Below are 12,294 nucleotides of genomic sequence, written 5' to 3'. Positions count from 1 at the left end.
AATGGAAGCACCTAAACGTGACTGGGGGAATAATATGAGAATCCATGTACAAGATACTGTATTTTGTTTGGTTGACGTGCAAGAAAAACTTTTTCCACATGTGGTAAATAACGATGTTGTTGAAAAAAACCTGATTAGGTTAATCAAGGGGTTAAAACTTCATGATGTGCCTTTTATTATTAATGAACAGTATAAAAAAGGCCTTGGTGGTACGATCCCCGCGTTACAGGAATTAGTTGAATCAGCCCCTCATTTTGATAAAACGTCTTTTTCATGTTGTGGCAATGAGGCTACGCTAACAGCAATCAAAAACACGAATAAAAAAGTGGTTATCGTTGCAGGAATCGAGACGCATGTTTGTGTACTACAAACGTGTTTAGATTTACTTGAAGAAGGGTTACAGCCTGTTCTTGTAACAGATTGTGTGAGCGCGCGTTCTGAATTTGATTCGAAAATGGCCATTGAAAGACTAATACAAGCGGGTGTTATCCCTACGACTTATGAATCAATCTTATTTGAACTTACTGTAAATGCTAAAAACCCAATCTTTAAAGAGATTAGTAAATTAGTTAAATAAACATAGCGTAATAATACAAGCAAGTCTTAACATATTTATTGACGCGATTCGTTTAGCCGGAAGTTCTCGTTTCCGGCTCAATTTATTTCCACATTATTTATTCTCTAGCGCTGTTAATTTCTTCAATCGTTCATGCAAAAATGCATAAAAGCATTTGACTCGCGCACTGTGTTTTGAATCTTTATGGTATACGAACCACATGGCTTCTTCTGATTGAGGTGAATTCAACTGCACTTTAACCAGTGAAGGGTAGAATTTGGCTTGATGTTCACCCATAGGTCCAATCCCCATTCCTTCAATTACTGCTTGGTTCACATCTGGAAAGTGATTGCTTTGAAATGCAATTCTGCTTTTATCTATATTATCCACGATATGGCGAACAAAGGGGATTCGGTATTTGTCGGCAGTGGGTAAAACCCAATAGTGCTGATTGTATGAACTGTTTGTTGTGGGTTTACCAAATGCTTGTATATACTCTGCTGACGCGAAATAACTCGTTTTAAAGCGGGTTAATTCTTTAACAATCAAATCTGCTCCATCTGGTTTTGGGCCAACTCGTAATGATACATGAGCGGCACCAGATTCGAGTGGTACGATATCGTCAGTTGAGAGCACCTTGATCCTGATCGCAGGGTGAATATCTCTAAAGGCCTTTAGCGCTGGAGCAAGTTGTGCTGAATAAGAGTTGATGGTTGATATACGTAATTCGCCACTGATATTACTTTCAATATTTTGTAACTGGTGTTCTAGCTTGCTAAATCGAGCAATAAGACCAGGTAATTCTTCTATCAAGATCGCACCAGCATCCGTGACTTTATAACCGCGTTGGTGGCGGAAAAATAACTTTATCTCAAGTGCCGACTCTAATTGATTGATGCGTCTAAGCACGGTTGCATGGTTAATACCCAGTGATTTACCTGCCTGACTTAAGCTGCCATCAATAGCGACTTGATAAGCTATTTTATAATCATCCCAAGAAATATTTTTCATATCTAAATTCTTTTAATTATGTTTACAGGTTGATAAATATTCAACTTAAACAGGCGGCTATATTGGCCGCTGCCAATGGGCTTATTTAATTTAATGTAAAGGTTCTGTGCATATTTGCACAATAGTTTCGCATTAATCGTTATTTTTTAATAGCTAAAACCTGATTATTATATACCGACTGATTTGAAGGATACATAAATGTTAAAAAATACTAAGACAGCTTATGGCTGGATATCGATTTTGTTGCACTGGGTTATGGCATTAACCATTTTTGGTATGTTTGGCTTAGGCTTATATATGGTCGAGTTAACTTATTATGATGCTTGGTATAAAGGCTCACTCGATTTGCACAAGAGCATTGGTATTTTATTGCTTGGTTTATTATTGGTTCGCACGGTATGGCGTTGGATCAATATCAGCCCAGATAGCGCAGACGAGCATGCGAGTAAATTTGAAATAACGAGCGCACATTTAGTTCACCTTGGATTATACCTACTCATGTTTACATTAATGATATCGGGATACTTAATTTCGACAGCTGATGGACGTGGTATTAATGTGTTTGAGTTCTTTACCGTACCTGCAATTCCATTCTCTGTCGATAATCAGGAGGATATAGCGGGTGAAATACATGAAATTTTAGCATGGGTGTTAATCGTGCTAGCTGGAGTACATGCCATCGCTGCAATTAAACATCACTTTATTAATAAAAATAAGACGTTAGTACGTATGTTGAAAGTACAGCAGACAGAAAAAAATAACAGTAGTGCTTTTATCGGATCGTAATTCGGATAATAAGTTGTCATGAAGACATGAAATATTAAGGTAAATTCAAATGGAAAATAGAATGAAAAAACAAATTTTAGCCGTTGCTATTACAGCAAGTTCACTTTTCGCTGTTGTAGCGCCAAATGCCGCACAGGCTGCAGATTATAAAGTGGACGTAGCTGGTGCTCATGCCTCAGTGCAATTTAAAATTAAGCATTTAGGTTATAGCTGGTTATGGGGCCGTTTTAATACTTTTGATGGTGGTTTCTCGTATGATGCGAAAACACCAAATGCGTCGCAGATCAATTTTGTTATCGATACTGCTAGTCTAAATTCAAACCATGCCGAACGTGATAAACATTTAAAAAGTGATGACTTTCTTGATGTGAAAAAGTTTCCGAAAGCGACATTCAAAAGTCAAAGCATCAAATTTAGCGATGATGAAAATGGGACTGTAACAGGGGCATTCACCCTAAAAGGCATCACTAAAACAATTACATTCCCGATTGCTAAAATTGGTGAAGGTTCTGATCCTTGGGGCGGTTATCGTGTTGGTTTTACTGGTGAAACAAGTCTTAAATTAACAGACTATGGTATTACTACAGATTTAGGTCCTGCATCAGCCTATGTTGATATGATCTTGAACATTGAAGGTATTCGTCAGTAAGTCGTTTGGGTATATAAGCCAGTCTGATTACAATAATAGAAATCAGGCTGTATTTTCTCCTGATGCTTTACTTTCTGAATTACCTTTTGGTCATTCGTTGGGGTGGGGAAGAATTTATCTGTTTTATTGAAGATCAAGGCGATATATCCACTTTACAGCAATTAGAAAAAACCTGGACGGTGATAAAATAAACGCCAGTGAGCGTAACCAAATTAGCGCACTAGATTAAAGTCTCGAATATACTGTTAACTATTATATATTTGTAGTAGTTTCCATACATAATTAAAGAATATTTTCGGAGCTAGGGTATATGGCGAGCATAATTTGTTTTGGTGATAGTATTACACGTGGTGAAAGTGATGCTGACTATGGGGGGTGGGCAGACCGTATTAAAACGCGTTTAATTAAACAATTTATGGAAACGGGTAAAGATAAGATAAGTGTCTTTAACATGGGCATTAGTGGTGAAACGACAAATGGTTTAATCCAACGTTTTCAACATGAGTTTTTGATCCGACAAGCCGTGGATAAACAGGACACAGTGCTGTTTGGGTATGGCGCCAATGATCTTGCTAAGCAAGACGGTAACTACCTTGTTGATATTGAAACGTATATTGACAACATAAGCCGCTGTATTGAGTTTTCACTTGAGAAGGGTGCTAATGTTGTTCTGATTAATGTCACGCCCATTGCAGCCCTGCTTGATGGTATTCCGAATGTAAATAACCGCATTCGTAATGATGAAACCATTCGTCGTTATAACCAAGCATTGTTGGCTTTGTCGGTGAAGTATAGTGTCGATTTTATTGATGTTTACACGCCATTCAATGATCGTAAAGAAATCTATTTAACAGCCGATGGATTACACCCAAATAGCGCGGGGCATGAGTTGCTATATCAAGTAATAAGCTCGTCTTTGTTATCGTAACCTTAATATTTAAGTATTAAATAGACAGTAAGTGTTTGTGCAATAAGGATGATTGCATAAATTATGACCTATAGGCCTCAATTTTTAGTTTTATTGGTGGCTTTGTTGATCTAGCCCTATTTCCTCTGTTATTAATTTGCAATCTTCTTTGAAGCCCCTATTATGAAACTATCTCTATTAAAAAAAGCGAGCAATTATGACTAAAAATTATTCTGATACACTGTTTGAAGAAATGAAATTACTGGCTAAATTCCCAACACAATCTCAATTAGAAGGTATTAAGATTCATAATGAAGCTAGCTCCTCTATTATTAGTGCTGCGAAATCACTTTTTGATAAAGGCCTTATTTCACAAGAAGACGGTGGGTATTTAACCGATAGCGGTATTGAAACAGCAAATCACCTACACAGCGTTTTAGCACCATTAAGCTAAATAAATAATGCTATTATCTAAAGCAGTTAGTCGCTGTGATATAGGCTACTAACTGCTAACTGCAATTTTCTCTATTTCCCCACTGATTTACTGATCTAAGCTGTTTCACATAATCGAGAGTCTTCAATATCAACGTCCGGTCGAGGGCTTAGTATCGATGCGTTGTTGACCATATTACTAATGATTTCAATGCTTTCTTTTTTTATATCGTCACTATGCTGTGACGATGATAATAAATGGATATGATCTGACACCGTCTCAATGGCACTGCCTAGCACTTCATTTTCAAGAACTGTAAAAGCATCATTAATATAGGTAGCTAGTTCTGTTAAGTCTGGTAACGCAGAGCGACAAGCAACAAGACCAACATGAATAGAGCCGTTGTAGCTATATAGCGTAATGTTTAGAGACATGCCCGGTGGTAGTACTGAAATTGGGAAGCACTTATCCATTTTAGCACCCTTCATATATAACGCTGTACTTGGTCCAGGCACATTAGATATGAGTACATTACCCATTGGCGGTAATATTGTGTCCAAGTGCAGTAGTTCACTCGCAGCGGCTAGACCTTGGCTTGCTAATGTATAACTCGTTAATGCTTCTTTAGTTAATAGTCTCGCTTCACTTTTTAGTTTTAAACATGACTCTTTGACTGTCATTAAACGTTCAAGTGGATACTCACCGGCATAGGCTAATTCGACTAAACTAATTGCAACCTGATTGTTAGACTCTTTATCTGAAGCATCACGTAAACTTATCGGCATTTGTGCCACTAACGGCTTTTTAAGGACTATGTTACGTGTTTTTAAGTAATTGTGGATCGCCATATCACAAACAGTGACAACAACGTCATTAATTGTTGCTCCCGTTATACGGCCAAGCGTTTTAACTCGTGAGAGTGATAATGATGTCATTGCCGCGCGACGTGCACGCTTTGGACTAATAGAAAATGGGGTTTTAGGTGCCATAAAAGGTGTCGGCATATCTGCTTTGTATATGTTTGCAGCTTGAAAAAGTAGTTTTGTTGTTAGCTTAGTCAGTGATGGAATTGATTTTACGTGGCTAGTGACTACTTTTGACGCCTCAGATAACAGTGATAATGTACTTTTTGCTGTTCTCTCTCTTTGTGGGCGATCCACAGCCCAGAACGCCGTCATTGGCGATTCCGCATTTTTGCTCAAATAAGCCATCAATAGTTGGTTTGCTTTTGCACCGTCAGTAAATGCATGATGTACTTTAACGTAGATAGCAAATTTGTTATCTGCTAAGCCGTCAATTAAGATCATTTCCCATAATGGGCGACTACGGTCGAGTAATGTTTCATGTTGGTGTTCTACAAAACTGAGCAATTGATTTTCATTACCAGGTTGTGGCAGCATTGCGAAACGTACGTGATATGACAGATCGATGTTTTTATCTTCTTGCCAGAAATATTGACCCGTGATCTGTTTTTTTAGCTTTAGGTTAAATGGTGTTTTAACATCTTGCTGTGACATTAAGTTATCAAATAGGTCTCGACTAAAGTTGCCTGGGTAATTTTCTGGTGTTGAGAATATTTGTAATCCTGCTACGTGTTTTGGACTAGTAACCGTTTCTGTGTATAAAAATCCCATATCAACTAACGTGAGTGCTTGCATAGTCATTTCCTAATGTTCCTAATATTCGTAATGTGATTGATAGATTGCGCCCGATTAAGTCGTACCGCACATATCATCTCATTGTGATGTTATGACTTACTGTCACGGATGTTAAAGTTATATGTATAGTACGATGATACTCATAAAGAGATACGACATTGTGACATACATTTACGCAAATGAAATATTTTCACGATTTATTATAGTACTTTAATTGCTTTTAACTTTTTGATTGTTAATGTTTTAATGTGTTTTTTAGATTCACAATTGAATGTTTGTAGCAAGTTTTTTGTTATTGCTGAAGGTAGATTGGCATAATTAACTGTATATATTTGTTAATGATTACATTGTTATCGGTAACTTTATTGGTGGTTAGATTTTAATGCTATTGAATGATTTTAATAAAATGATGTAAATTCTTTGATTATTTATTAATGAACTGGAAAATTGAGGTATTAATAAATTGTATAAATATTTATAATTTATTGAGATATTGACGTTTTTAACCCCTTTGAGTAGTAAGCTGGGATTATTTTTAAACCGATGTGGTATTGTTTATTTCATTATTGATGGATATAACTAGGGTATATGAGAGAAATATTAAGAAATAAAATAATCGCAATTTGTGAAAATAAAATAGAAAAAAAAGGGACAAATGTTGGTCTCTCATTTTATGCGTTCTTTGCGAATAAGAATGATGATCCAGCGCTATTAATGGAATCTGCACAATGGTGGATCATGACACATAAGTTAGATCACTTTGAGAAAGCGGTGAAAATAAAAGCGCTGGTGGAATCAGAAGTGACTAACGAATGAAGGCTGTTACGTATATCGAGGGAGATTATTAACATGGGGACGTTTCGTGACAAATATCAGAATGGCAAGGCTACAAGATTCAGATTCAATTAATGCACTATCTTTACATCTTGGTTACGAGATCGCTACGCAACTTGTTGCTGAAGAAAGACTTCAGTGTTTAATTGATTCATCGAATGATGACGTATGGGTATTTGAAGATGCGGGTATTATATTGGGTTGGATTCACGTCTATAAAGCGCATCGATTAGCGTCAGCGGCATTTTTTGAAATTGGTGGTTTAGTCGTTACTCCTGAAGCAAGGAATAAAGGTATTGGCCGACAATTAGTAGAGTTTGCTTGCGAACAAGCTCAGAATCAGAACATAGCGTTAAGGGTTCGCTGTAATGCTAAGCGTCAAGATACACATGAGTTTTATGAAAGGATGGGTTTTATCACGACGAAATCCCAGCATGTTTTCGAAATGTATTTAGGTGATGATTAATATTATTTATGGATCTATCTATCAAGGAAGGTTAATGAAAAATACAAAAATTGCTGTCGCGCAAATCTCTTCGGTTGACGGTAATGTAGCGGAAAATATAGCTGTTCATATGAATGCTATTGAAAAAGCTGCATCTGTAGGTGTTTCATATATTGTATTTCCTGAGTTATCACTGACAGGTTACCTGCCTGAATGTGCCTCCAATCTTGCTTTTACTGTTGACGATAAGCGTCTTCAACCACTCATTGATATTGCAAAATTAAATAAGATAACAGTAGGGGTCGGTCTACCGCTGTTAACGACGGGACTGCCGCATATTGGTTTAGCTATTATTTATCCAACAGGACGAGTAGAAAGCTACGCCAAAATGAATTTACACTCTGGTGAAGAGACATATTTTTCAGTTGGCGATAAGCGACATAGCTTTCAACTGAATAATATAACGGTCGCTAATGCTATTTGTGCTGATACTAATCATATTGAACATGCTAAAGGGTATGCAGCACTCGGTGCTGATGTATATATGGCGAGTGTGTTAATCACGGCGGGGGGTTATGACACCGATACTCAGTTGATGAGCAGTTATGCTCGAGAGTTCAATATGCTCGTAGCAATGGCTAATCATAATAGACCTACCGGTAATTGGAATCCAGTAGGCAAGAGTGCGATTTGGACAAAGTCAGGTCAACTCATTTGTGCTGATGAAAGTCAAAATGCACTTGTTATTGCTGAACGGAAGGGTAACGACTGGATAGGCCAAGTAATTAACCTTTAACCCATCATAGTGTTTACATCAGGGTTAAAGCTTGTCGTTTCAGTCGCTTTAATGAGTGGTATTGAATTAAAAAATCGCATTTTATAATTTGTATCTTGATTATTATTCGTCGCGCGAACTGACAGTGCTACACGGTGAATATTATTGGGATAAAACAACCAACTACGCCAGATATTAGCATCGTCCACACGGTGAGCTGCAAAGCTTAATTTAATGTTTTCAATACAGCTGACGTTTTCCTGCTGGTGGTTATCCGGTAGGGTGAAACTAAAGTCTTTCAACGGGATCGACAAACCTAACCCCCATGCCTTGATGTAAGATTCTTTTAATGTCCAATAATCAAAAAAACGACTCGCTTGCTGCGCTATTGGTTGAGCGAGTAAATCATCGACTTCAACTTGCGAGAATGAGTGCTTCGCAATACTTAATACATCACTTGTTCGACTGGTATTTTCTACATCACAACCAATATCGTCATTAAGCATTACCGCGCAAATGATCATATTGTCGGTGTGGCTGATATTAAAACGTAATGGCAGGGGTGGGTTAACAATCTCTGGCTTATCCTTTTCACCTTTGACAAACGTCCAGTCAGCGGGTTGCACATCAGCATAACGTGATAACAAATCACGGACAAAGGCGCGGGTGACTAGCGCACTATGACGGTCTTTTTCAAAATGAAACCGTTGCTGCTTTGTCGTTTCTTCTGGTGATAACAGACGACTATAAGCACGTAATAATTCAGGCCGTTGGATTCTTTTCGGGTCTACTGACCACAGGTGAATTTCATTCGTAGCTAATGTTAGTTGATCTGTTGAAAGCACTATTTATTCCATTGAGTGAAGAGGTGTAAGCTAATTTAGCTATCTTATCATGATATATATAATGAACATAAATCAACCTTGATTTTGTGTTGCTCCCAATGCTGGCAATATTTATCGTATTGGCGGTCGTTGGCTTAATCAAATTAAGGCATGAGTAAAGGGAAGATAGAGCTAAAAGCCATCAACAGCTTTTAGCTCGTCATTTTATCTAGAAAAAGTACTAGCTAGAATGGGTACCAGAACAACTCTGTTGCCATAACACGTTTGATAATGGCTAACGTTACTACCAAGGTAATTAACCCCATCACCGTGTAATCTTGCTTGGTCATAGGTTTTAAGCTGTACCACGTACGCATCTTGTTATGACCAAAACCACGTAATGTCATCGCATTCGAGATCTCGTCAGCGCGATCTAAGCTTGAGAAAATTAATGGGCCTAAGATCTTGGCTACATTTTTAATACGCGATAGCACAGATACATTTTTCGATAAATCAACACCACGTGCCTGCTGTGCATGCATGATGTTAATAAAATCATTCTTCACATCAGGTAAATAGCGCAATGTTAAGCTTACAGCATAGGCAATTTTATACGGTACACCAAGGCGGTTTAAGCTTGCTGCAAATTCAGTCGGATGCGTGGTAAACACAAATACCAACGCAATTGGGAACATACTGAAATACTTCAGTGTTACCGTCAGCAGGTAATACAAGGTTTCTTGTGTCAGGGAATAATCACCCCAGAGAGATAATAAGACGGTACTTGAACCTATATACTCAACGCCTTGCTGTGGTGCTAATAAGAACATGAACAATGCGTTGATGCTTAATATACTGCTCGTGGCAATCAATAACGGTTTGTAAACAGGGAAGGGCACTTTGGTTAATTTAAGTAACGTACAGCCAGTAATGATCAGCGCGAGAATAAGGCGTAAATCAAAGGTCGTTAACACCACTGTTACCCAAGCTAGAAACAAGACGAACTTAGTGACGCCATTAAGTTGGTGCAGGGCTGAATTGGTATTGACATAGTTAATACCAAAATCGATTTTTTTAGTTTTATTGACGTTACTTTTGTTGTTATGAAAAGTATTCTTTATCGTGTTTTTATTCATATTGTTTTTATGGTTCGCATTGCGCTTAATTATGAAGGCGTCACTTCAGATTTGATAAATTGCTGCATAAAACTATCTGTATTTTTGATACCAACAGCATTTGCAAGGGTATACAGGCTCGTCACTTTTAAGTTTGCACGGTCAAGTAGCGCAGGGTCGCTGAATACTTGAGAAACCGGGGCATTGGCAATTAATTTGCTTTCTGCAATAACAATCGAACGCGTGGTGTATTCTAACACTAAGTGCATATCGTGAGAGATGATAAGGACAGTAATACCTAGCGTTTTGTTTAGCGTCTTAATAAATGACAGCATCGATGTGTAGTTACGATGATCTTGCCCTGCGGTTGGTTCGTCTAAAATAAGTAACTCAGGTTCTAATACTAAGATAGAGGCAATGGTTACGCGTTTTTTCTGACCATAGCTAAGTGCTTCAATTGGCCAGTGACGATATTTAATTAAGCCGCATAAATCCAGTACGTGTAATACTTTTTCTTCAACAAATGCTTCGTCATGGCCACGGTTACGTAGACCAAACGCCACTTCGTCAAAAATCATATGATTAGAGATCATGTGATTTGGATTTTGCATCACAACGCCAATTTTTTGAGCGCGCTCAAAGATAGATAAGTCGGCAATACTTTCACCATTAAACTTAATACTGCCGGTATCTGGTGCGATAACGCCCATGATCAGTTTGGTGATGGTTGATTTACCCGAGCCGTTTTTACCTAAAATAGAAACAAATTCACCGCGATTAATGCTAAACGAAATACCTTCAAGAGCATTCTTTTCGCCAGTATAAGAATAGGTTAAATCATTGATCTCAAGTAATGTGTCGTTTTTCTGAGGTTGAACAATAGAGGCTTGCGCATGAAACCAATTGGTTAATGGCGTTTGGTATTGTTGTAGATCCATCTTTTCAATATAAGCAGGATTATCAGTCACTACAATAGGGCAGTTCGCTGCTTTTAATGCTGAGATATACAGTGGTTCACGAATACCATGAACCTGTAGTAACGGCGAAGCAATTATTTCGTCCGGAGACATATCAGCAATGATCTGGCCACGTTCCATTAATATCACGCGGTCGACATGGCGGTGCAGTACATCTTCGAGACGATGCTCAATAATGATAACGGTTTTGCCTGTATCTCGATGTAGCTGATCGATAATTTCGATAGTGGCTTTACCCGTTTTTGGATCAAGGTTAGCAAGGGGTTCGTCGAATAACAAAATGTCAGTATCATCAACCAAAATACCCGCTAATGATACACGTTGTTTTTGACCACCTGATAATGCATACGGTGAATGATCAAGTAACTCATCAAGGTCAACCATCGCGGCGGTTTTCTGCACGATAGGCAACATCTCAGCTTGAGAAATCATGTTGTTTTCAAGCGCAAATGCAATATCTTCACCAATGCTCAAACCGACAAACTGGCTGTCGGTATCTTGTAATACAGTGCCCACTGTCTCGCTATAATCTTGCATGCGTAACCTTGACACCGGCGTACCATTGATGGTTAAGGTGCCAGACATGTCACCTTTTATCGCATGCGGAATCAGACCGTTTAAGCATTGTCCAAGGGTAGATTTACCACTACCACTGGGACCAATAATGACGATTTTCTCTCCTTTCTCTATCCTTAGATTTATGCCTTTTAGTGTCGCTTTATCCTGCGAAGCATATTTAAAAGAGAAGTCAGAAAATTCGATAGTCATTGTCGATTAACCCTCGGTCAAGTTGCGGCTTTGTTTCTTACGTTTTGCAAACGCAGTCAGTAGAATGTAGCCAACAATACCAATTAATATTGTATTACCTGTAGCAATGATCGTTAATTGCGTCATGATTTTGCTGAACGGTTCTGCGTAAAGAATGGTATCGAGTAGTGCTGATACACCATAGCCGACAGTATTACCGATTAAGGCAAGCACAACAAAGAGTGCCATATCTTTCATCGAGAATTGACCTTTTTCTAAACGACCTTTTGTCAGTTTAGGGAATAAGCCGATTATAAGACCAACAATACCTGAGCCTAATACCCACGTTAACCAAACACCCCAGCCAGAGAATAAATCAGTAACCCAATGACCGATAAAGCCTACTAAAAAACCAACTAATGGACCAAATAATACCGAGAAGAGTGCAAGCACTGCCATCGCAGGCTTAAGTGTGGTATTTGCAAATACCGGTATACCGAACATTGGTAACCCGCCGATGCCATATAAAGCAGCACCAATCGCAATCACAACAACAGTTTTAGCTGAAAGATTCATA

15 protein-coding genes are annotated in these 12,294 nt (G+C 38.2%); 9 read left to right on the top strand and 6 right to left on the bottom strand.

All coding sequences use genetic code 11. The features are described 5' to 3' along the window. The first annotated feature begins 1 nt into the window (after position 1). Positions 2 to 577, top strand: a complete 576-nt coding sequence (locus tag AKG98_RS14655; protein WP_198155539.1) for a hydrolase — start codon at positions 2 to 4, stop codon at positions 575 to 577. A 93-nt stretch (positions 578 to 670) separates the two neighbouring features. Here the strand turns inward: AKG98_RS14655 and AKG98_RS14650 are convergent, their stop codons facing one another. Continuing rightward, positions 671 to 1,567, bottom strand: a complete 897-nt coding sequence (locus AKG98_RS14650; protein WP_067047250.1) for a LysR family transcriptional regulator — start codon at positions 1,565 to 1,567, stop codon at positions 671 to 673. Positions 1,568 to 1,765: 198 nt separating this feature from the next. Between AKG98_RS14650 and AKG98_RS14645 the strand changes: the two genes are divergently transcribed. The 4 genes from AKG98_RS14645 (at position 1,766) to AKG98_RS14630 (ending at position 4,363) form a co-directional block, all read left to right on the top strand. After that, on the top strand, positions 1,766 to 2,353 hold the full coding sequence (locus AKG98_RS14645) for a cytochrome b (protein WP_067047247.1): 588 nt from the start codon (positions 1,766 to 1,768) through the stop codon (positions 2,351 to 2,353). A 61-nt stretch (positions 2,354 to 2,414) separates the two neighbouring features. Continuing rightward, positions 2,415 to 3,002, top strand: coding sequence for a YceI family protein (locus tag AKG98_RS14640; protein ID WP_067047244.1), 588 nt, complete (start codon positions 2,415 to 2,417; stop codon positions 3,000 to 3,002). Between the two features lie 310 nt (positions 3,003 to 3,312). Then, positions 3,313 to 3,930 (top strand): GDSL-type esterase/lipase family protein, encoded by a 618-nt coding sequence (locus AKG98_RS14635; RefSeq protein ID WP_067047241.1) that lies wholly within the window; start codon positions 3,313 to 3,315, stop codon positions 3,928 to 3,930. A 196-nt stretch (positions 3,931 to 4,126) separates the two neighbouring features. Beyond that, a complete protein-coding gene (locus AKG98_RS14630) occupies positions 4,127 to 4,363 on the top strand; it encodes a TIGR02647 family protein (protein ID WP_067047238.1) in 237 nt (78 codons plus the stop codon). A gap of 95 nt (positions 4,364 to 4,458) precedes the next feature. Here the strand turns inward: AKG98_RS14630 and AKG98_RS14625 are convergent, their stop codons facing one another. Continuing rightward, entirely contained in the window at positions 4,459 to 6,000 is a 1,542-nt protein-coding gene (locus tag AKG98_RS14625; RefSeq protein WP_067047233.1) for a wax ester/triacylglycerol synthase family O-acyltransferase, read from the bottom strand. Positions 6,001 to 6,588: 588 nt separating this feature from the next. On the opposite strand from AKG98_RS14625, the gene AKG98_RS14620 reads away from it, so the two are divergent. Genes AKG98_RS14620 through AKG98_RS14610 form a run of 3 tightly spaced genes read left to right on the top strand, consistent with a single transcriptional unit; the run spans position 6,589 to position 8,075 of the window. Beyond that, on the top strand, positions 6,589 to 6,816 hold the full coding sequence (locus AKG98_RS14620; protein ID WP_067047230.1) for a DUF6500 family protein: 228 nt from the start codon (positions 6,589 to 6,591) through the stop codon (positions 6,814 to 6,816). 46 nt (positions 6,817 to 6,862) lie between these two features. Continuing rightward, positions 6,863 to 7,300, top strand: a complete 438-nt coding sequence (locus AKG98_RS14615; protein WP_157534144.1) for a GNAT family N-acetyltransferase — start codon at positions 6,863 to 6,865, stop codon at positions 7,298 to 7,300. A gap of 34 nt (positions 7,301 to 7,334) precedes the next feature. Beyond that, on the top strand, positions 7,335 to 8,075 hold the full coding sequence (locus AKG98_RS14610) for a carbon-nitrogen hydrolase family protein (RefSeq protein WP_067047224.1): 741 nt from the start codon (positions 7,335 to 7,337) through the stop codon (positions 8,073 to 8,075). On the opposite strand, the gene AKG98_RS14605 is transcribed toward AKG98_RS14610, so the two are convergent. Beyond that, positions 8,072 to 8,899, bottom strand: a complete 828-nt coding sequence (locus AKG98_RS14605) for a 4'-phosphopantetheinyl transferase superfamily protein (RefSeq protein ID WP_228140315.1) — start codon at positions 8,897 to 8,899, stop codon at positions 8,072 to 8,074. The two genes, AKG98_RS14610 and AKG98_RS14605, sit on opposite strands and share 4 nt — an antisense overlap. Positions 8,900 to 8,985: 86 nt before the next feature. Here AKG98_RS14605 and AKG98_RS23015 point away from each other — a divergent pair, with 86 nt between their 5' ends. Beyond that, positions 8,986 to 9,057 (top strand): hypothetical protein, encoded by a 72-nt coding sequence (locus AKG98_RS23015; RefSeq protein ID WP_228140332.1) that lies wholly within the window; start codon positions 8,986 to 8,988, stop codon positions 9,055 to 9,057. A gap of 66 nt (positions 9,058 to 9,123) precedes the next feature. Here the strand turns inward: AKG98_RS23015 and AKG98_RS14600 are convergent, their stop codons facing one another. Genes AKG98_RS14600 through AKG98_RS14590 form a run of 3 tightly spaced genes read right to left on the bottom strand, consistent with a single transcriptional unit; the run spans position 9,124 to position 12,293 of the window. Then, entirely contained in the window at positions 9,124 to 10,014 is an 891-nt protein-coding gene (locus tag AKG98_RS14600; protein WP_067047218.1) for an energy-coupling factor transporter transmembrane protein EcfT, read from the bottom strand. A gap of 29 nt (positions 10,015 to 10,043) precedes the next feature. Next, positions 10,044 to 11,738, bottom strand: a complete 1,695-nt coding sequence (locus tag AKG98_RS14595; RefSeq protein ID WP_067047216.1) for an ABC transporter ATP-binding protein — start codon at positions 11,736 to 11,738, stop codon at positions 10,044 to 10,046. A 6-nt stretch (positions 11,739 to 11,744) separates the two neighbouring features. Then, entirely contained in the window at positions 11,745 to 12,293 is a 549-nt protein-coding gene (locus AKG98_RS14590; protein ID WP_067047213.1) for an ECF-type riboflavin transporter substrate-binding protein, read from the bottom strand. Position 12,294: the final 1 nt, after the last annotated feature.

The organism is Moritella sp. JT01, assembly GCF_001574435.1.
In the GTDB taxonomy this organism is placed as follows: domain Bacteria; phylum Pseudomonadota; class Gammaproteobacteria; order Enterobacterales; family Moritellaceae; genus Moritella.
This window is presented reverse-complemented; position numbering and strand designations above follow the sequence as displayed.